The sequence below is a fragment of the Halorubrum sp. BV1 genome, assembly GCF_000746205.1.
Classification (GTDB): Archaea; Halobacteriota; Halobacteria; order Halobacteriales; family Haloferacaceae; genus Halorubrum.
On record NZ_JQKV01000002.1, the window covers coordinates 742,610 to 763,545 of the forward strand.

Below are 20,936 nucleotides of genomic sequence, written 5' to 3' on the forward strand. Positions count from 1 at the left end.
GATCGGATACAGCGGGTGAAGTGGGCGAAACAAGGTGGATACAGCGGGTGAGGCGGGCGGCACGAGAGACGATCCCAGCCGGGCCGAGGCGGGAGGCTTACGGCGGCGCGGAGCATCGGTTCGGGCATGACCACGGTCACGCTCGTCGGCACGCGGCTCGCAGACGTCGGCCGCGAGTTCGTCTACGAGGGCGAATCGCCCGACTGCGAGGGGTGTCCCTACCGAGGGCAGTGTCTCAACCTCACCGAGGGGACACGGTACCGCGTGACGGGGATCCGCGAGAACGCGCAGACGCTCGACTGCGCCGTCCACGACGCCGGCGTCCGCGCGGTCGAAGTCGAGCCCGCACCCGTTCCCGCCACCGTCCCGTCGAAACGAGCGTACGCCGGGAGCAAGGCCTCCCTCGCGGGACCGTGCCCGCACACGGAGTGCCCGAGCCACGGGTACTGCGTCCCCGACGGGGCCGACTTCGGCGAGGAGCGCGTGATAGATCAGGTGCTCGGCGAGCCGCCCCACGACGAGTGCGCGCTCGACCGCGACCTGACGCTGGTCGAGTTCCGCGCCGAAGAGTAGCCGCCGTGCCGATCGAATCGCGCCGCCAGACTACAGCGACGTGACCGCGTTCAGCGTGATCCGGATCGCGCGCTCGACGTTGTCCTTCGCTTTTTCGGGCAGTTCGTCGTTGGAGTCCGCGCCCTTCTGCGTGCCCGCGACGAGGTTGCCGTCGACGGTGCAGATGGCCCCCGCGCGCAGGCCTTTGCGTCGCGCGAGCGCGAAGACGGTCGCGGCCTCCATCTCGATGGCGAGCAGGTTTGCGTCGGTCCAGTCGTCGACGTACGCGTCGCTCTCGTTGTAGAAGGCGTCGTCGGAGACGATCGGCCCGACGTGGATCTCCTCGTCGTTGTCCTCGGCCGCCTCGACCAGACCGGTGAGTGCGCCGTAGTCGGGGACCGCGGGGTACACTTCGTCTTCGTACCGCTTGCTCGTCCCCTCCTCTTTGGCCGCGCCGGTCGCAACGACCATGTCGCCGACCTCCATGTCCGGCTGCAGCGCACCGCAGGTGCCACACCGGAGGAACGTCTCCACGCCGACCCGCGACAGCTCCTCGACGGCGATCGCGGCCGACGGGCAGCCGATCCCCGTCGAGCAGATCGTGAGGTCGACGCCCTCGTAGCTCGCGTTGACGACCCGGTACTCGCGGTTTTCCGCGACGAGTTCGCTGTCGTCACACAGGTCGGCGATCCGGTCGACGCGGCCCGGATCGCCCGGAATGATCGCGATCTCGTGTACGTCGCCGTCCTCGACAAGCAGGTGCGGTTGTTTCGCCATACGCGCGGAGACGCCCGCTCCGCGCAAAAACGGACCGGTCGGCGGACTGGTCGGATGGAGCTCGATTTCGGCGCGGCTCCGACCCGGACCAGATTCTGTATAGCGACATACTATACAAAATAGAATATCAGGTGTATGGGGAAAGTCATGTGTAATACTATCTAGCAAATAAATCTGCGTTCCCGGTTATCGCCGCGTCGGTCTACCCTGACGGAGTGACATCCGCCTCCGAAGTGCGAGGCGTTCTCTTCGATTCTCCGCAAGCCGAGTGCCTCGGGACGTGACCGCGAGGCGGTTCACAGACTGTCGGCGATGTCGTGTGCCCACGCGAGCAGACTCTCGTCGTCGCCGAACGGTGCGGCACACTGGAGTCCGAGCGGCAGGCCGTGTTCGGTCGTCCCAGCGGGCAGGCTGACGGTAGGAAGTCCCGCGTGCGTCCAGGGAAGGTTCATGACGGGATCGCCTGTGGTGTCGATTCCCTCCGGGGCCGGGCCGGGGGCCGACGGCGAGATCAGGAGATCGACCCCCGAATCGCGCATCAGGTCGTGTAGTGCCGAACGGAGTTGATCACGCCCGCTGCGGGCGGCGGCAACGTCACCGGTCGACACCTCACGCCCCTCTCGGAGGAGTTCGACAGAGGCGTCAGCGTACCCGTCCGAATGCGCCTCATACCACTCCTCGTGAGTGAGTGCGAACTCTGCGGCAACGAGGCGCTCGTGCCGGGAGTTGATCTCGTCGATGTGCTCGAACGCGTCGATCCGCTCAACGTCGTACCCCGCGCGTTCGAGCCGAGAAACGTGTTCCTCGAACGCGTCGAGTCCGATGTCACTCGCCTGCTGGAGGTATGGACCCTCCGGGACGCCGAGCGTCGGGCGATCGCGCGGTGCCGGTAGCGGTTGCCACTCATCACAGAGTAGTGCCGCGGCGATCGAAGCGCCCGCAGTGTCCTGCGTGAAGAACCCGACATGGTCGACCGAGGGCGTACAGGGAATCACGCCGTCGGTGGAAATCCGACCGAAACTCGGCTTCACCCCGACGATACCACAGAACGCCGCCGGACGGGTCACTGACCCGATCGTCTGTGTGCCGAGCGCGAACGGACAGAGCCCAGCGGCGACGGCTGCCGCCGACCCGCTCGACGATCCGCCGGGAGTGTGAGCCGGATCGTGCGGGTTCCGAGTCGGACCGGGTGCGAAGTAGGCGAACTCGGCCGTGACCGTCTTGCCGAGAACCAGCGCTCCAGCCTCGCGGAGGGTTCGCACTGCCGTCGACTCCTCGCCGGCCAGCACCTCGGGCGGGACGTCTGATCCCGCCCGAGTCGGCAGTCCGTCCACATGGAAGATGTCTTTCACCCCGATTGGAACACCGTACAGTGGCGGCCGCCTCGCGGGATCCGGGAACCGGGCTTCAAGATCCGCCGCAGCCGCCCGGAGTCGAACCCACCGGTCCTCCTCGGGGACGAGCGATTCGATCTCCGGTTCGACCGCCTCAACCCGTGATTCAACGGTATCGAGATGCTCGTCGATTCCGACCCGGTCTCGGCGCAGGTCATCTATCGCCGCCGCCAGCGGTGCGTCGTGAGTCACCATTTGACAGTGTTCCACGTAATTCGATTAATATGTTGTGACCCCGGAGGCACAGTATGGCACCTGCGTCCGCAAGCGTGCTGTTGCGGCAGGAGGAGTGGCCGTGGTGTTCGAGACGCTCGACCGGAACGTCCTTCACTGAACTGTCCCGGACGGCCACGGCGGCCGCAAACACCCCGTACCACTCTCGATGTCGACACCCATATTGCCGCTGATATGTTTGGTAGCCGCCTGAATATAATCCGGGCATGTGACCGGCACAGAATGTGGTAAAACGGATCCCAATCGACAGGATCAAACCAAGGACAACACTTTTGACTACCCTCGGGATTAGGTCGGGTATGCCAATACGTGACTTGGTCCCGACCACCAGCTCCGGGCCGGTGGACGCAGTAATGGACAACCACATCGTCCGAAACTTCGTCGGTGGATTGCGGGTGATGCTCAACGATAGAACGACCGCCGCGTACTTTTGGATACTCGTCGGGATCACGATCCTCGGCATCTTCGGTCCGATAGTCGCCCCCTACGGCATCGAGCAGACACACTACAGCCAGAGCGGCGAGGTACTGAGCGCCGCGTCGCCCTCGCTTGCGCATCCCCTCGGGACGACGTTCGCGGGCTACGACGTGCTTTCACGGCTCTTGGTCGGAGCCCGTCCGACCGTGATCACGGGCATTCTCGGTGGCGGGCTAATCCTCACGATTGGGACCACGATCGGGATCACTGCCGGCTACGTCGGCGGGCGCACCGAGACGATCCTGATGCGTTTCACCGACTTCGCGTACGGCGTGCCGCTCATCCCCTTTGGCATCGTGATGATCACCTTTCTCGGAGTCGGGTTTCTTTCTTCGATTCTCGTCATCGGCTTGATCTTGTGGCGGGGCGGGGCTCGGGTGATACGCGCTCAGACCCTACAGATCAAGCAGTACCCGTTCGTCAAGGTCGCCAAGGCGACGGGAGCGAGCAGACGGCGGATCATCATCAAACACATCCTCCCGAACGTAGCGCCGATGGCCATCTTCTTTCTGGCGCTCGGCGTCGGCTACGCGATCATGCTTCAGGCCAGCCTCACCTTCCTCGGCGTCGCGTCGCCGTTCACGCCGTCGTGGGGAGTCATGATCCGGAACGCGTTCAACTCCGGCTACATGTCTGAGGCGTGGTGGTGGTCGCTGACGCCCGGTCTCCTGATCGGTATCACGGTGCTCTCGACGTTCATGTTCGGACGGGGATACGAGGATCTCATCACGGCCGACGGCGAGTCGGTCGAATCTGATACGGTTGCCGCGTAAGTATGTCTGACACACTACTCGAGGTCGAAGACCTCACAATTCGGTACGAGACGGACGGGGGCGATATCACCGCGGTGTCCGATGCATCCTTCAGCATCGACGAGGGCGAGTTCTTCGGCCTCGCCGGCGAGTCCGGCTCCGGCAAGAGCACGACCGCGAAGGCGATTATCGGTGGACTCGATGACAACGGCTTCGTCGACAGTGGAACGATACGGTACCGCGGCGAGGAGATCCAAGACTTCAACGACGCACAGCTCAATGAGAGCCTCCGGTGGAAGGAGATCTCTTGGATCCCACAGAGTTCGATGAACAGCCTCGATCCGCTCCAGCGGGTGAGCAAACAGGCCCTAGAGATCGGCCAAGTCCACACCGACCTCTCCAACGAGGAGATTCGCGAGAAGCTCAAGGAGATGTTCGACGTGGTCGGGCTCCAGCAGAGCCGGATCGACGACTACCCACACCAGTTCTCCGGCGGGATGCAACAGCGCGCGATTATCGCGCTCGCGCTGTTTCTGGAACCCAGCCTCGTCATCGCCGATGAGCCGACGACGGCGCTGGACGTGATCATGCAAGACCAGATCTTCAAGTATCTCGGTCGGATGAAAGACGACGCCTCGACGAGCCTCCTCCTCATCACCCACGATATCAGCGTCATCTTCGAGTCGTGTGATAGCGTTGCGATCATGCACGCGAGTCAGATCGCCGAGAGAGGGTCGACGGAATCGGTCCACGACAACCCCCGTCATCCCTACGCCTTCATGTTCAAAGAGGCGTTCCCGGACATCCGCGAGCCGGACAGGGAACTGGAGGTGATCGAAGGCTATCCGCCAGAGTTGATCGGCGAGGTCTCGGCGTGTAGCTTCGCCGATCGCTGTCCGTGGGCGGTCGAAGAGTGTCACGAGAGCGCCCCGTCGCTCGAACCCGTCGGCGACGACGACGCGACCCACGCCGCGTCGTGTTTCCGATCCGACGAGGCGTACGAACTGTACGAGGAACACGGCGCGGTCGATCCGGCATCGCCGAAACAGGGGGACGACTGAAATGACGACTGACCCACCGCTACTGGAGATAGACGGACTGGAGAAGCACTTCGAAGAGAGCACGAACGTCTTCGATGTGCTCATGCGACGGGAGCCGTCGAAGATTCAAGCCGTCGACGGCGTTTCGTTCACCCTTGAACGGAACGACTCCATCGCTGTGATCGGCGAGAGCGGCTGTGGCAAGACGACGCTACTGTTGACGCTCATCGGCCTCCACGACATCACCGGCGGCGACGTGATGTACAAGGGAACGCCGATGTCGTCGTTCGACAAACGCGACTGGAAAGAGTACCGGAGCAACGTCCAGGTGATTTTCCAGGACCCGTTCAACTCGCTGGATCCGAAGATGACCGTCGAGGAGTCGCTGAGGGAACCGCTGGAGATTCACGGCATCGGTAACCGCGACGAGCGGGTCCGGGAGGTGCTGGAGGATGTCGAACTTCGCCCGCCGGAGAAGTACCTGCGTCGCAAGCCGATGAACCTGAGCGGCGGTGAGAAACAGCGCGTCGCCATCGGCCGTGCGCTGATGCTTGAACCCGATATCATCCTCGCGGACGAGCCGGTGTCGATGCTCGACGTGTCGACACAGGCGTCCGTCCTGCGGATGCTGAAGGGACTCATCGACGACTACGACGCCTCGATGATCTACATCTCACACGACCTCTCGACGGTGTCGTACATCTCGGAGGTCGTGAACGTGATGTACCTGGGACGGATCGTCGAGTCGGCGGCCACGGGGAGACTCCTCGACAACCCCAAACACCCCTACACGGAGGCGCTCGTCTCCGCAATTCCGGTGCCGGATCCCCACTACGACCGGCCGCGGACGGAGATGTCTGGCGCGCCACGCGACCCGATCGATCTGGGGGAGGGCTGTCGGTTCCGCGACAGATGCCCGGAGGTGATCCCCCCTGACGGGATCGATATCGATCAGTCGGCGTACCGAGAGGTAATGGCATTTCGCGAAGCGCTCGAACGGGACGAACTCCCGCTCGATCGCATCCGAAAGAGCCTGGATAATCCGAGCGATACGGACGCGTTTGCCACCGCCATCGGCGACGAGCACTTCTCGGCTGAGATGTCGGGCGAGAATGCGGTGACGGTCGACGCGGCGCTTGAAGACATCGCGGCCGGCAAGCCGGACGCCGCCATCGACCGCCTCAGTAAGCGCTTCGAGAGCGTCTGTGAACTCACACCCGACTCCATCGAGGACGAATCCGGTTGGCACGTCGCCTGCCACCAGTACTACGACCACGACCGACAGCCCACGGAAGACCATGCAATCACGACAGACTGACTCCCGACGACTCCGGGCGGCCGTACTCGACGGTCCCCGATCACGGAGCGCACGATCCGGCCGAACGACTCACGACGGCGGTTCGCGTCCGGAGGTGAGCCCATGTCGTCGATGAAACGATACGTCGCCGTTCGCAGTATTCAGACCGTCTTCACGCTGTGGCTGGTGCTCACCGCCCTGTTCGTGATGTTCCGGTCGATGCCGGGCGACTTCACGGCCCAGATGGCCGTGGCGGGCGCTAACGAAGAGGCGCTCGCGGCGCTGCGCGCCAAGTGGGGACTGGACCAGCCCCTCTACATCCAGTACTGGCAGTACATCACGAACCTCGCGCAGGGCAACCTCGGCGAGTCGCCGGTCTACCGCATCCCGGTCTGGGAGTTCGTCAAGATGCGGATATTTAACACGTTCATCCTCGTCGCGCCCGCGATGACGTTCACCTACATCCTCGGGGCGCTAATCGGGACTATCGCCGGGAGCAAGCGGGGCAGCCGGCTCGAGAAGTTCGGTCTCATCCCGGTCATCGGTGCGGGGTCGTTCCCGGCCTTTTTCATTTCGATCGTCCTGATCGTCGTCTTCGCGAGTTGGCTCAACATCTTCCCGACATCGGGGATGCTGTCGGCCGGCGGTAGCGACGCGGCGACGTGGTGGGGACCGTACGTCACTCCCGACTTCGGTATCCACTACATCCTGCCGTTCGTGGCTGTCGTCTGCCGATACCTGTTCATCCCCTCGCTTATCATGCGGACGAGCGTCGTCGAGGTGATGGACCAGGACTACACCGAGTACCACCGCCTGACCGGCCTGCCGATCCGGAAGCGACTGTCCCATATCGCCAAGCACGCTAGCCTCCCGGTGATCACCATCTACCCGGTCTCGCTCGCCCGGGCGCTCGGCGGCCTCGTGCTGATCGAGACCGTCTTCAACTGGCCGGGGATCGGGTTCACGCTCGTCGAGGCGGTGCTCGGTCGGGACTACCCCACCGTCCAGTTTGTGTTCTTCCTCGTTGCAGCCTTCGTCATCATCTCGAACTTCCTGATCGACCTGCTGTACGGCGTGATCGATCCGCGCATCCGCGTCGAGGACTGACACGCCTGCGCCGTTTTTTCGGCCGTAGAAGACATATAAATACATGCTATTATTTTATTTCCACCCACTCATGCCGGCGACAGTTTTATGCTTTCCGGGTATGCTTGTGAGCGTATGTCATGCGAAAATGACTCGAGTGGTGGCAGCGTGAACCGCCGCTCAGTCCTGAAAGCTATCGGTGCTGCAGGCGCAACCGGACTCGCCGGCTGTAGTGGACAGTCTGGCGGCGGTGGCGGGGGTGGCGGCGGCTCTGATGGCGATCTCGGCGAACGCGTCTCGACGCTGCAGATGGAATATTGGTCTGACTACGGCGGATTCACGACCACACAAGAGCAGATGGCACCGATCATCTCGAGCAGCGTCGAGGAACTCGGCGTCGGGATGGAGGTCGTTCCGGTAAGTATCACGACACAGCTCTCTCAGATGGCCAACGACGAGAACCGGGACAACAACATCTCGTTTACGTGGTGGGTGCCCGCGGCCGATCGGCTTGACCCGCAGGAACTCCTGAACAACATGCGCTTGGACTGGGCCGGGGCTAACGGGCAGAGCGGCTACTCCAACTACGCCGACTGTGAGTACACCGAACTGCTCCTCGAACAGACGAGAGCGGAGACATCGGAGGAGCGCCAGCAGGGCATGCACGAGGCCATCGCCCGACTGTCCGAGGACTGCGCCATCGGCAACCTCGCTCCGGTCGCCAATATCGGCGCGTATCGCACGGACATGGTCGAGATGGGCGGCATCGGCAACGGCGGGATCGCCCGGTCGAACGCTGAGTGGGCGTTCAAGTCCCAGACCACGAACGACGAGGATCTCGTGGTGGCGATCAACCCGATCGCCACCGAGACGTCGAACTGGCTGACCCACTCCGCCTCGATGCCGGAGGCGATGTGGCAGCACATGATCCACTCGCCGATCCATAAGTACAACGAGAACTTCGAACTCACAGAGCTGCTCGGCTCCGTCGACGTCATCGACTCCCAAGAGATCGTCGTCGAACTGTTCGACGACGCGACGTTCACCAACGGCGATCCCGTTACGTCCGAGGACGTAAAGTTCACCTTCGAGCAGATCCAGCGCGGCGGCGAGGCCGGCGCGTACCCCGGTGCAGCGCCGGTTCCGTACGACACCATCGAGACGCCCGACGAGCAGACGGTCCGCTTTACTTTCACGGAGCCGTACATCCCCTTCGCGCGCACGACGCTGATGCGATGGGGTATCCTTCACAAGGAGTCTTTCGAGGAGGCGGGTGCGGTCGAAAACCCCGGCGGTGCCCAGTTCGAGACGCCCATCGTCTCTTCGGGACCGCTCGAGGTGACCGAACTCCAGCGCGGGCAGCGCGTCGTCACCGAGCCGCACGACGGCCATCCGACCTACGAGGCCAGCCAGCCGATCGTCTTCGAGGCCTACCGCAACGAGGAGACGATGATCACCGCTCTCGAGGCCGGCGAGTGTATGATCACGCCGGAGATCTCGCCACCGAACGCCGAGCGCGTGAACAACAATATCGACAATGCCAGCGCGGAGTTCGCGGCCACGCACACGGCCTACAACCTCCAGTACGTCTGTCATACAGCGCCGTGCAAGTTCCCCGAGTTCCGCAAGGCGGTCGACGCCTCGATGAACCGCCAGCAGATGATCGGCGTGGCGCTGGCCGGCGAGGTCGAACCCGAGATGTACCCGACGTACATCTCCAAGAACCATCCGATGTACCCGCCCGAGGACATGCTCTCCGGGTGGGCTGAGTCACCACAGGGGAGCCCGGATGTAGCCCGGCAGCTGCTCGAAGACGCCGGCTGGGGCTGGGACGACAACGGCAACCTCCATTACCCCCCGGACGCCGACCTCGACCCGCTGTGGCCGCAGGGAGAAGTGCCTTCGGCCGAGGACTTCCCCTGTATCGAGGAACTGGGTCTCGACCCGTAGACGCCCGCAGTCAGTTTTCGCCCTGCCGTCGGGGCTGTCCTGTCATCGTGGTACCCGGACTCACTGTGCCGAGTGCCGACAGTCGGTCGGTAGTACACCGGTAACGACTTGGAGTAGACTGTCCGAGCCGTAGGTATGCGACAGCTTACCGAGGCCGAACTCGTGACGCTCGGCGACCGCTTCGGGATCGACGTCGATGCCGCGCGGGCGGCCGAACTCTCTGAGACGGTTAACACGATGCTCGCGGAACTCGACGCGCTTGAAGCGATCCCCGTTGTCGACGACGCGCCGTCGCCGACGGGTGCCGATCCCGGCGCGCGAAGCTGGTCGGATCCGGACGAGAACCCCCACGGCGCGATCGCAGCCGACTGCTCCGTCCCGCCGTCCGCGACTGGGACCCTCGACGGGACACGCGTTGGAGTGAAAGACGTGATCGCCGTCGCGGGCGTCCCGATGCGCTGTGGCTCGGCGACCATGCGGGGGTTCGTCCCCGCACGGGACGCGACAGTTATCGACCGACTCCGGGCGGCCGGGGCGTCTATCACCGCCAAGACGGCCTGCGACGAGTTCGCCGGGAGCGCCCGCGGAACAACCGGCTACGGAGCGCCAATCACCAACCCCCACGACGACGATCGGACGGCCGGCGGCTCCTCCGGGGGAAGCGCGGCGGCGGTCGCGGCCGGCCGCGTCGACGCCGCGCTCGGCACAGACACAGGTGGCTCCGTGCGCATCCCTGCGTCGTTCTGTGGCGTCATCGGTTATAAGCCGACGTACGGACTCGTGCCGCTGACCGGCGTCGTCGAGAACACCTACACCCAAGACCACGTCGGGACAGTCACTGACACCATCGCCGACGCGGCAGCGCTCCTCGGGGCGATGGCGGGCGCTGACGACGCCGACTCGGCGAGCGTGGCTGCTGCCGGACGGTCGGGGTACCGCGTTGGAGGCTACAGCGACGCGGTCGCCTCGCCACCCGCACCCTCGACGCTCCGGATCGGTGTTCTCGACGAGGGGATGGGAGAAGGTGTCGCCGACCGCGTCGAGGGGCGCACCGAGGCCGCCGTTGACGCTCTCAGCGACGCTGGCGCGACGATCCAGTCGGTCTCGGTCGATTCGTTCCACGACGCCCGCCCGATCAAGAACACCCTGAGTTTCGTCGAACTCGCCACCCACTGGCGAGACGGTGCCGCTCCGTATCGCCGCGGCGGCGTCGACGAGACGCTCCAGACCGGCTTTGCGCGCGCCCGCGCCGCGGCTAGCGGCGAACTGAGCGACTTCTACGCGAGCAAGCTGCTCGCCGGGGCGCGAATCGTCGAGGCGCACGACGGACGGCCGTACGTCCGCGCTCAGGCCGCGAGAGAGCGGCTCCGCGAGGCGTTTGAAGCGGCGCTTGACGGCGTCGACGTCCTTCTTTTTCCGACGATGCCGGACGTGGCTCCGCCGGTCGACGGCGTCGACGGCTGGGCGTACGACTACGCGCGCAACACGCGGGCGGCGAACGTCACTCGTCTCCCCGCGGTGACGGTGCCGAACGGCACAGCCTCGGGACTGCCGGTCGGCCTCCAATTGCTGGGTCCAGCGTTCCGCGACGCCGACCTCCTCGCGACGGCGGCCGCGGTCACGTCGGTGCTTCCGGCCTGACGGGGAACCCTTTATCAGTCCGTGAGGGAAGGTGACAACATGTCTCCGACCGACACCGTCGATCGACTCATTGAACGCGACGTGTTCGAAGCGACCGGTGACGACGAGTTACGCCCGACCGAATCGTTCCGGGAAGCCGTCGACCGTCACCGGCGGACGCTGACCGACCGCGCTGTCGACGAGCGGTCCGCGGCCGTCGCGGAGCTGACCGACGACCCCGATGTCGCGGACACGTTCGCGGCAGTCGAGGTCTCCGATGTCGACTTTCTCGCGCGGTACGTTGCGCTCCGGAACCAAACTGCCGACCTCTCAGCGACGCAGGCGCTTACGCTCACTGTTGTGATCGGACAGATCGAAACCGGCATGCCCCGCACGGAGGGCGCACCGGCGGCATTCCTCCCCGTCCACGGCGAGGATCTCGTGCGGCTCGTCCGTCTGCACGACCGCTGTGTCGTCTACGCCTGGCGAGATGACTGCCCGCCGTGTGAAACGATCAAAGCGGACTTCGACGACCTGTTCGGTGCTGACCCACCGGGCGACCTGCTCCTGCTCGCGGTGTACGGCCCGGACTGCTCTCGACTCCTCAACCGGGAGTTCGACGTAAGTGCCGCGCCGACGATGTTATTTACCCTCGACAGCCACGTCGATTCGCGGTTCGTCGGGACGCCGTCCACCGAGGGGCTCGAAAGGGAGATCGAGGCGCTCCGCGAGCGGACGCCGCCGTCGGCTGAGTGACCGCCGTCCACCGAGACGTTTAGTTACTCACCGTCCGTGGGTCGGCCATGCACGTCGACATCGACCGCGATCGACTCGTCGAGACGATGGAGACCCAAGCGGCGATCGGCGGGACAGAGGGGGGCGGGCTCCACCGCCTCGCGCTCTCCGACGCCGACCGCGAGGTGCGCGACTGGTTCGTCGACTGCGCTAGGGACGCCGGGCTGGATGTCCGCGTCGACGCCTTCGGCAACATCTTCGCCCGCCGAGCGGGTTCGGCCCCCGACGCCGAACCGATACTCGTCGGTTCCCACCTCGACTCTCAGCCGTACGGCGGCATCTACGACGGCGCGCTCGGCGTCGTGGCAGCCTTGGAGTTCGTCCGAAGCCTGAACGACCGGGCGATCGAGACCCGCCGACCGGTCGAGATAGTCAACTGGACCAACGAGGAGGGGTCGCGGTTTCCGCCCGCGATGCAGGGCAGTGGCGTCTGGGCCGGCGCTCACGACATCGAGGACGAATACGAGAAGACCGACGCCGACGGGACTCGCCTGCTCGACGAACTCGAACGTATCGGCTACCGCGGGGACGAGCCGGCTGAGCCGCGCGAGCCGTATCACGCGTACCTCGAACTCCACCCCGAGCAGGGACCGTTTCTGGAGGAGACCGGAGCCGAGGTGGGGATCGTCACGGGTATCGTCGGCCTCCGGTGGGCGGAGATCACGCTCCACGGACAGGCCAATCACACCGGGACGACGCCGATGGATTACCGAGAGGACGCACTTGTCGCCGCCTCCGACATCGTCACTGCGATCCGGCGACTGTCAGGGACACTCGGTGACAGAACCGTCGCGACGGTCGGATCGCTTATCGTTCACCCTAACTCGGTCAACGTCGTGCCCGAGACGGTGACGTTCACGACCGATATCCGCGACTCGGACGAGGCTGTCCTCGACGAGGGTGTCGCACAGATGGAGGCAGAGGTGGCCGCGGCGGCTGACCGCGAGGGCGTCGCGTACGAGATCGAGCACACGATGGCCTCGCCGGCTGTCGACTTCCCCGACCGACCGGTCGAGGCCGTTGCGGACGCCGTCGACCACCTTGGCTACGACGGCCGCCGAATGGTCAGCGGCGCTGGCCACGACGCCACACACGCCGCCGCCGTCTGTGACGCCGGGATGGTCTTTGCGGTCAGCGAGGGCGGCAAGAGCCACACTGAAGACGAGTTCACCAGCTGGGCGGACTGCTATCGATCATCGAACGTGCTGGCGAACGCGGCGCTGGATCTAGCCGAGCCGATCGTCGACTGACCAGTCGGTGAGACCGACCTCTCGACGCTAGAGCCATGTTGACATGGTTCACCTCTCAAGCGCGCGTATCACGACTGAGACGGCGGGCGGTGGCTTTTATACGTGTCCGGGTGTGTTTCCTCGTAATGCGTTTCAGTCGCGACCGTCGGGGCCAGTCGGTCGTGGTCGGAGCCGTGATCTTGTTCGGCTTTCTAATTTTGGCGATCTCGCTGTATCAAGTGCAGATCGTTCCCCAACAGAACGCGCAAGTCGAGTTCGAGCACTTCCAAGAGGTCCGCAACGACATGGTCGATCTCAGAGCGGGCATCCTACAGGCCGGAAGCACCGACCGGCGGCAGTACCAGACGGTGCGGCTTGGCACGACGTATCCGCCGCGGCTGTTCGCGATCAATCCACCAGCACCGAGCGGGACGATACGGACGGGCGACTCCTACCCGATCACGATCTCGAACGGAACGCCCGAGGGAACCGTGACCGTTCCGACGCGGTTCGTCCAGTACCGGCCGGGGTACCACGAGATCGAGGAGTCTTCGACGTGGTACGACGCCTCCGTGTTGTATCTCGACGCTCGCGGCGAGGGGGGTGAGGTCGCGGTGCTCGAAGATCAGGATCTCGTCAACGACGCCGGAGAGGTGCAGATCGTCGCCGTGCAAAACGAGTTCCGGCGAAGCGGCACCGGCCAGGTGACGCTCGAACTCTACCCCGCCGAAAACGTCACAGAAACGATTCCCGCGGGGGATCTGACGGTCACGGTCCCGACGCGACTGAGCGGGAGCGCGTACTGGGACGAGGCCGACATCCCGAGCGGTGTCTACGGGGGCGTCACGAGCGACGCGAACGACGACGGCGTCCACAACTTGACGCTTGAGACGACGAGCGACGATCTGACTGTGGACACGGTCGGGGTGCAGGAGGCTCCGGAGGAGGCCACGCAGGAGGGTGACGGTGTCGGTGGTGGCGGAGGCGGTGGTGGTACAACGCCGACGTTTGAGAGTGTAGAGGCGACGGTTACGTCTGAGCAAAAGTCGAATGGTATCGAAGACATAAGATTCGATTGGCAACTTTCTGAAAGTGCGGATATCCAACTTCGTATTCTGAACGATAATGGTGATCCGGTGGGGAGCAAAACGGTTAATTCTGCCAGTATGAGTGGTAGCACTATTGTTTCTGTCGCAAGCGGTTCTAATTCTGGGGGGAAACGAGAGCCTCGACCAGTTACTGTTGAGGCCACGATCTTCTCAACCGGTGAGACATGTGATGAGACAATTAGTTCCGGCGACGGAGATGGTCCATTCGCTATGTGTGCATAGGCGTCTGTAATCCCTAACCGGATGTTTTCAAATTCGACAGTCTATCAAATTCCACAATCGACGTAATCCCCATCGACACACCCATATGCCGGCCGCATGAACGACCGTGTATGACCGCAGTCGGCATCGACGGTGTCGGAATCTGGACCGGAAACCTCAAACTCGACCTGCCGGGCACGTTCGCGCCTGAGAAGGGCGACGACCCGGAAAAATACACGAAGGGGCTCGGCCTCAACAACTCCTCGTTCCCGGACGTGTACGAGGACATCGTCACGATGGGGGCGAACGCCGCGAAAGAGCTGATGGACCGCAAGGGCCTCGAACCCGGAGACATCGGCCGGATCGACGTCGCCACTGAGTCGGCGTTCGACCACTCCAAGCCCGTCTCGACGTACATTGCGGGCTGTCTCGAACAGGTGTACGACGGCGACTTCACCCACGCCAACAAAGGCGAGCGCAAGTTCGCCTGTCTGGCGGGGACGCAGGCCATCGACGACGCGTACAACTGGATCCGGGCTGGCCGGAACCGCGGCCGTCCGGCGATCGTCATCACGACCGACACGGCGCTGTACGAGCGCGGCGACCCCGGCGAGGCGACGCAGGGTGCCGGTGCCGTCGCGATGCTGATCGACGAGGACCCTTCCATCGTCGCGCTCTCGACGGATCAGGGGTACGGGTCGAAAGACGAGACGGACTTCCTGAAGCCGAACCAGCAGTTCCCGAGCGTCGACGGCAAGCGCTCTGTGCAGGTGTATCTCTCGCGGATGCGCGAGGCGCTCGAAGACTACGAGTCGGTCACGGACGACATCGCGCTCGACGACTTCGTGTACGCCCCGTTCCACACCCCGTTCCCGGGAATGGTCCGGAAGGCGGCGCTTTTAGCGTACCGCCACGTCATTCGCGACTCCCAGTACGAAGACGAGCTTGCGGACGAGATCGGTCGACAGCCGCGCGAGGCCGACTTCGCCGACCGAGAGTCCTACGAGGAGGCGATACGCGACTACATGGACGAGTTGAAGCGCACCGAGCAGTACCAGTCGTGGTACGACACCGTCGTCGAACCGACGCTCGGCCTCTCACGCGAGGTCGGCAACTGGTACACGAGTTCCGTCCACCTCGCCCGCGTCAGCGCGCTGCGTGACGCGCTCAAACGAGATGGGTCCTTCGTCGGCAACACCCTTCTCGTCGCCTCGTACGGATCCGGTGCGCAAGCCGAGATCCACGCCGAGACCATCCGCGATGGGTGGCGGGCGGAGATCGAGGGGCTTGACATCGACGACCAGCTCGCCGCCCGGTACGACCTGACGTGGAGCGAGTACGAGGACGTCCACGACGTTCACGAGTACGACATGGACGTCGACCGCGAGATAGAGGAGTTCACGCAGCCGGAATCGGAGTTCGTGTTCACCGGTTGGGGCCGGATGAACGAGCGGAAGTACGAGTACGTCGAATAGCCGTATCCCCGTGAAAACGGGTCACACGACGCCTCTCGAATACGATGGGTTTAAACGACGTTAGGCTGAATCTCACTGCAATGGTAACCATCTACGACGTGCCGGCCGACGCCCTGATCGAGGCGGTCGCCGCACGGCTCGAAGACCGGATCGACGAGCCGGAGTGGGTCGAGTTCGCGAAAAGCGGCGCAGGCAAGGAGCTTCCCCCGGAACAGGAGGACTTCTGGTACGTTCGCTCCGCGAGCCTGCTCCGCAAGGTCGCTCAAAACGAGCCGATCGGCATCGAGCGGCTCGCGACCGAGTACGGGAGCAAAAAGCGCGGCTCGAACCGGTACATCGTCCGTCCGGGCGAACACGAGGGGGGCTCGCGCAAGCTCATCCGCGCATCGCTGCAGGCGCTCGAAGACGAGGGACTCGTGACGACCGCCGCCGGAGAGGGTCGCCGCCTCTCCGACGACGGCGAGGCGTTCCTCACCGAGGTCGCGACCGAGGTCTTCGAAGACCTCGACCGGCCGGAACTCGAACGCTACGCGTAGATAGTGTCGATTTTTCTGTTGCATTGACCGCCTAGCCGTGGCTTTTCGACGCGGACGGATTCGTTATCGTTTCCAGAGTCGCATCTCTGGGAGCAGACGTATACTGTACTTCGCTATATCGAATCGTCTAGCCGGCGATCGGGTCGCGATTGGCGGCGGACCGCCGAGGGTGACCGCTATCCGGTGTTTTTCATGCCGGCAGCGATGCCGTTGACGGTGAGCCGGAGGGTCCGTTCTTCCTCGTCGGTGCGGTCGCTGCGGCCGAGGAGGTTCACCTGCAGCAAGTTCAACGGATCGACGTACGGGTTTCGGCGTCCGAGGCTCTCTTCGAGCCACTCGCGGCGAAGGAGCTGGTCGCGCTCGCTGATGGCGAGGACCAGTTCGCGGCCGCGCTCGTACTCGCCGACAAGTTCCGGGAAGAACCGCTCGCGGAGGTCGTCGTCCGCGAGGTCGGCGTACTCCGCGGCGATCTCCGGCTCCGTGCGAGCGAGCGCGAGCCCGGCGTTGTCGAGAGTCGTTTGGAAGAACGGCCACTCCTCGTACATCTCGCGGAGCGTGGCGAGTCCGTCCGCCTCGCCGACCGCATCGAGGTAGGCGTCGATTCCGGAGGCGAGCGAGTACCAACCGGGGAGAATGAGCCGCGTTTGCGTCCACGAGAACACCCACGGGATAGCGCGCAGATCCTCGACGGTGCGCTCACCGGACCGGGATGCGGGCCGCGAACCGAGATTTAGATCTTCGACGACGGAGATCGGCGTCGCCTGTCCGAAATACGAGACAAATCCGTCGCTGTTCAGGAGACCGCGGTACGTCTCGCGGGCGGCGGGAGCCATGATCTCCATCGCGTCGACCCACCGCTCGGGCACGTCTTCCGTAGGCTCTGCGGTGGCTTCGTGGCGCGCACGGATCTGCGCATCGAGCATCTGTTCGAGTTCGCGCTCTGCGATCCGCGGGTTGGCGTACTTCTCGGCTATCGCCTCGCCCTGCTCCGTGAACTTCACCTGTCCGGTGACCGTCTCGTTGGGGAGCGCGAGCAGCGCCTCGTTCATCGGGCCGCCGCCGCGCGAGATGGAGCCGCCGCGGCCGTGGAACAGTCGGAGCGTGACGTCTTCGTCCCTGCAGAATCGCGCAATCCGACGCTGATTCTCGTAGAGGTCCCAGTTCGCGGCGAGAAAGCCGTTCTCCTTGTTGGAGTCGGAGTAGCCGAGCATGACCTCTTGGACGTCACCGCGAGTATCGAGCGCCGCCGCGTACGCGTCGTTGTCGAATAAGGTTCCGAGGATGCGCTCGGCCCCGTTGAGCGCCGATTCGGTCTCCAGCAGGGGGACCACGTCGAGCCCGCAGTGATCCGGCAGCGAGACGACGCCGACCTGATCGGCTAAGAAGAGCACTTCGAGGACGTGGCTCGGCTCTTCGGTCATCGAGATGCAGTAGGTGTCTATCGCCTGTGCGCCGTACTCGTCTTGCCACTCGGCGAGCGCTTCGAACCGTCGGATCACCCGCTCCGTCGTCTCCGAGACGTCGCCGGGATCGTCGGCGTCGACGACCGGGTCCGCCTGCAGGATGGCCTCGGTGAGGAACGCCTGACGGCCGGATTCGTCCATCTCGCGGTAGTCGACGCCTTCCGCGGCGACGGCCTCGGCGACGGCTTCCGTGTGATTCTCGCGGTGGTCGCGGAGGTCGAGCGAGGCGAGCGTGAGCCCGAAGGTATCCACCTGCCGACGGAGGGGCTCGACGAACGACTCGCGGACTGCGTCCTGTCCGTCGGCAGCGAGCGAGTCGGCGATCACGTCGAGGTCGTCGAGGAAGGCGTCGCTGTCGGGGTAGCCGCCCGGACGCACGTCGTCGATGCGATCGAGCCGCTCGCGCATCAAGCGGAGCTTCTGCCGGTACGGCTCGTCGGGGTATCGCTCTCGCGCCTCCTCGACGACCGTTGGGAACCGTTCGGCGTCGGCGGCGAGCGACGCGGTGAGCGCGTCGCCGACCGCGTAGCGCTCGCCGTCCTGACTCAGCACGGCCGAGAGCCGCTTACACTGGTCGCGGTATTTCTCGACCGCGACCTCACGCTGGCGTTCGAGCGTCTCGTCCGTCACCTCGGGGGTGACGAAGGGATTGCCGTCGCGGTCGGAGCCCGCCCACGAGCGGAACTCGAAGAGCTTGGGACAGTCCACGTCGCCGTACTCCTGTGAGATCGTCTCTTCGAACTCCTCGTAGGCGTCGCCGACGACGTCGAACAGGGTGTTTTCGAGGTACCACTGGACGTTCCGAGCCTCGTCTTCCGGCTCCGGGGGTCGTTGCCGCACCTGCCGGGTGCCCCAGAGGCTCGTCACCTCGGCGGTGACGTCGCGCCAGATCGCGTTCCGCTCGCGCTCGGTGAGGTTCCGCTCGTCAAGCTCTCCGAGGTGGTTCGCGATCGATCGAAGCTTCGATTTCACCGTCGAGCGGCGGGCCTCCGTCGGATGCGCCGTGAACGTCGGCTCGATGAGCACGTCGGCGAGGAGCTCTTCGAGCTCTTCCGGCTCGACGCCCTGTTCCGCGAACTCAGCGATCGTGGCTTCGAAGGAGTCGTGGAGGGCTCCCTCGTCGTCGGCGTTTCGGATGGCGCGCACCCGCTCGCGCTCTTCGGCGAGGTTGATCAGTTCGAAGTAGGTCGTGAACGCCCGAGCGACGATGCCCTCGCGGACTTCGGAGAGGCCGCCTACTCGTTCGTGGAGACGGCCGCGGTCCGGCGCGTCGCCCCGCCGGTAGTCGATCGCGGCGTTTCGCAGTTCCTCTACGGTCTCGTACGCCTCGGTCGAGGCCTGTGCGGCGAGCACGTCTCCCACGAGCGCACCGAGCTCCCGGACGTCCGTGCGAACGTCTCTGTTGTGCAACTTCATACCACAGCACCTACCGGTCGAGTCGTGTAAAACCCGCGGTCTGGGCGAATGTTTGCCTCGGAACCGAGTGAATATCCGTATCGATCGTGCGATTCCCCGAGGCGACGCGTATCGAGAGGCCCGCGGCTCAGCGTCACGTACCTCGATTCGATTCTCGCTCCGGTGGAGGGTTCGTCACCCTTTTTACCGGGCCAACCCGAATAGCGTCTATGAGTCAGTCCGACAAATATCCGGCCGAGTCCGGACGGCGACGCTTCATCAAGGGCGTCGTCGGCGGCGCTGCCCTGGCGGGGGTCGGCGCGATGGGGTCGGCGACGGTGAACACGCTGACGACGGCGGGCGGCGTCGGCGGCGGATCGACAACCGCGATGACGATCGCCCAGACCGGCGGTCCGGCACCGCGCGGGCTCCCGCAGATTCCGCTGCAGGTGACAGACGACGGGTTCATCGAAGGCATCTGGCCCGAGACGACGACGGTCACGCAGGCGGGACAGGAGATAGAGGTCGCACAGGAGGATCTGGGTGGAAAGACGTACTCCGGCGCGTGGTTCCAGTACTGCGGCGTCGAATCACAGGAGAACATCCAGCCCGACTTCGAGTCGGACAACCTGTTCCGCTCGGCGAGTTCGCCGCCGTACTCGTGGCAGTCCGACACGTACTCCGCCGGGGACCGGATCCACGTCGACGACTTCGCCGACTACGAGGAGTGGGGCAACGGGATCGGCAGCGACGGCGTGGGCAAGCCGGCGAACGTCACATGGCGGTCACAGGACACCGATACCAGCCTGAACGTCGTCGTGGTGCGGTCGCCGCAGATCGAGGAGGCCGCACAGAACGACGAGTGGCTGGAGGCCTCGACAGATCAGGGATTCCTCGCGTATCTCAACGTCTGTACGCACTTCTGTTGTATCCCCGGGTACAAAGAACTCGAAGAGTCCGCCCGCTACGACGCGGCCGACGGGACGTACTGCGTCTGTCACCAGTCGACGTACGACCCGTTCACCCTCGAAGAGGCGCTGTTCGTCGCTCGGCCCCGCCCGGAGTAACCGTCGACGCGACGCCCGCCGCGCTTTTCTCCCGACTCCCCGTACGAGACGGCATGAGCGACGAGCCTCCCGATCGGTCCGACAACGGCGACGCAACCGGCAACGACGACGCAACCGGCAACGACGACGCAACCGGCAACGACGACGCAACCGGCAACGACGACGCGACCGACGAGCGGTTCGCCGCCGAACGCGCTCGCGCCCGCGAACTCCTCAACGACGAGGACGTCGACGCCCTCCACGTCGGGGTCGTCCGAGACGGCGAGGTCGACACCACGTTCGCACAGCGAGGCGAGACCGCGAGCGAGGAGGGGCTCCGCGCGCTCGCGCTGCTCGCGGCACACGTCCGCCTCGTCGCGAACGAGGCAGGCGTCGATCCCTCCACAGTCGCCGGCGACGCCGCGACGCTCGCGGGACAGGTCGAACGGATCCCGGCGAGCGCGGACGACCTCCCGGAGGAGTGAGTTCGCGGACGCGAGCGCCCGCG

Annotated in this window: 17 protein-coding genes; 14 read left to right on the forward strand and 3 right to left on the reverse strand. The window is 64.7% G+C overall.

The features are described from left to right. Window positions 1–126 precede the first annotated feature (126 nt). Window positions 127–573 carry a UPF0179 family protein gene (locus EP28_RS08275; RefSeq protein ID WP_049983523.1) on the forward strand — a complete coding sequence of 149 codons (447 nt, stop codon included), beginning with the start codon at window positions 127–129 and terminating at the stop codon, window positions 571–573. A gap of 30 nt (window positions 574–603) precedes the next feature. Here EP28_RS08275 and EP28_RS08280 read toward each other — a convergent pair whose 3' ends face one another. Further along, window positions 604–1,329, reverse strand: a complete 726-nt coding sequence (locus EP28_RS08280) for a nucleoside phosphorylase (RefSeq protein ID WP_049983524.1) — start codon at window positions 1,327–1,329, stop codon at window positions 604–606. 296 nt (window positions 1,330–1,625) lie between these two features. After that, entirely contained in the window at window positions 1,626–2,918 is a 1,293-nt protein-coding gene (locus tag EP28_RS08285) for an amidase (protein ID WP_049983525.1), read from the reverse strand. Window positions 2,919–3,256: 338 nt separating this feature from the next. On the opposite strand from EP28_RS08285, the gene EP28_RS08290 reads away from it, so the two are divergent. The 11 genes from EP28_RS08290 (at window position 3,257) to EP28_RS08340 (ending at window position 16,524) form a co-directional block, all read left to right on the forward strand. Further along, the gene (locus EP28_RS08290; protein ID WP_080506088.1) at window positions 3,257–4,207 is read left to right on the forward strand and encodes an ABC transporter permease; all 951 of its coding nucleotides are present in this window, start codon (window positions 3,257–3,259) and stop codon (window positions 4,205–4,207) included. Between the two features lie 2 nt (window positions 4,208–4,209). Continuing rightward, complete coding sequence (locus EP28_RS08295; RefSeq protein ID WP_049983527.1) at window positions 4,210–5,247, forward strand: ABC transporter ATP-binding protein; 1,038 nt, start codon at window positions 4,210–4,212, stop codon at window positions 5,245–5,247. Window position 5,248: 1 nt separating this feature from the next. After that, window positions 5,249–6,544: an oligopeptide/dipeptide ABC transporter ATP-binding protein gene (locus EP28_RS08300; protein WP_049983528.1), complete on the forward strand. Its 1,296-nt coding sequence runs from the start codon at window positions 5,249–5,251 to the stop codon at window positions 6,542–6,544. Between the two features lie 102 nt (window positions 6,545–6,646). Continuing rightward, on the forward strand, window positions 6,647–7,630 hold the full coding sequence (locus EP28_RS08305) for an ABC transporter permease (RefSeq protein WP_049983529.1): 984 nt from the start codon (window positions 6,647–6,649) through the stop codon (window positions 7,628–7,630). Between the two features lie 114 nt (window positions 7,631–7,744). Then, entirely contained in the window at window positions 7,745–9,559 is a 1,815-nt protein-coding gene (locus EP28_RS08310) for an ABC transporter substrate-binding protein (RefSeq protein ID WP_155118444.1), read from the forward strand. Window positions 9,560–9,694: 135 nt separating this feature from the next. Next, entirely contained in the window at window positions 9,695–11,200 is a 1,506-nt protein-coding gene (locus EP28_RS08315; RefSeq protein ID WP_049983531.1) for an amidase family protein, read from the forward strand. A 39-nt stretch (window positions 11,201–11,239) separates the two neighbouring features. Further along, window positions 11,240–11,935 carry a thioredoxin family protein gene (locus EP28_RS08320; RefSeq protein WP_049983532.1) on the forward strand — a complete coding sequence of 232 codons (696 nt, stop codon included), beginning with the start codon at window positions 11,240–11,242 and terminating at the stop codon, window positions 11,933–11,935. A gap of 47 nt (window positions 11,936–11,982) precedes the next feature. Beyond that, on the forward strand, window positions 11,983–13,224 hold the full coding sequence (locus tag EP28_RS08325; RefSeq protein ID WP_049983533.1) for a Zn-dependent hydrolase: 1,242 nt from the start codon (window positions 11,983–11,985) through the stop codon (window positions 13,222–13,224). Window positions 13,225–13,349: 125 nt separating this feature from the next. Next, window positions 13,350–14,534 (forward strand): hypothetical protein, encoded by a 1,185-nt coding sequence (locus tag EP28_RS08330; protein WP_049983534.1) that lies wholly within the window; start codon window positions 13,350–13,352, stop codon window positions 14,532–14,534. A gap of 110 nt (window positions 14,535–14,644) precedes the next feature. Continuing rightward, complete coding sequence (hmgB, locus tag EP28_RS08335; protein WP_049983535.1) at window positions 14,645–15,988, forward strand: hydroxymethylglutaryl-CoA synthase; 1,344 nt, start codon at window positions 14,645–14,647, stop codon at window positions 15,986–15,988. Window positions 15,989–16,068: 80 nt separating this feature from the next. Next, entirely contained in the window at window positions 16,069–16,524 is a 456-nt protein-coding gene (locus EP28_RS08340) for a 30S ribosomal protein S19e (RefSeq protein WP_049983536.1), read from the forward strand. Between the two features lie 176 nt (window positions 16,525–16,700). Here EP28_RS08340 and ppc read toward each other — a convergent pair whose 3' ends face one another. Beyond that, the gene (gene ppc, locus EP28_RS08345) at window positions 16,701–19,403 is read right to left on the reverse strand and encodes a phosphoenolpyruvate carboxylase (protein WP_049983537.1); all 2,703 of its coding nucleotides are present in this window, start codon (window positions 19,401–19,403) and stop codon (window positions 16,701–16,703) included. 209 nt (window positions 19,404–19,612) lie between these two features. Here ppc and EP28_RS08350 point away from each other — a divergent pair, with 209 nt between their 5' ends. Together EP28_RS08350 and EP28_RS08355 are read left to right on the forward strand one after the other, a co-directional pair. Further along, a complete protein-coding gene (locus EP28_RS08350; protein WP_049983538.1) occupies window positions 19,613–20,449 on the forward strand; it encodes a Rieske (2Fe-2S) protein in 837 nt (278 codons plus the stop codon). Window positions 20,450–20,502: 53 nt separating this feature from the next. Further along, on the forward strand, window positions 20,503–20,913 hold the full coding sequence (locus EP28_RS08355) for a DUF8113 family protein (RefSeq protein WP_049983539.1): 411 nt from the start codon (window positions 20,503–20,505) through the stop codon (window positions 20,911–20,913). The last annotated feature ends 23 nt before the right edge of the window (window positions 20,914–20,936 follow it).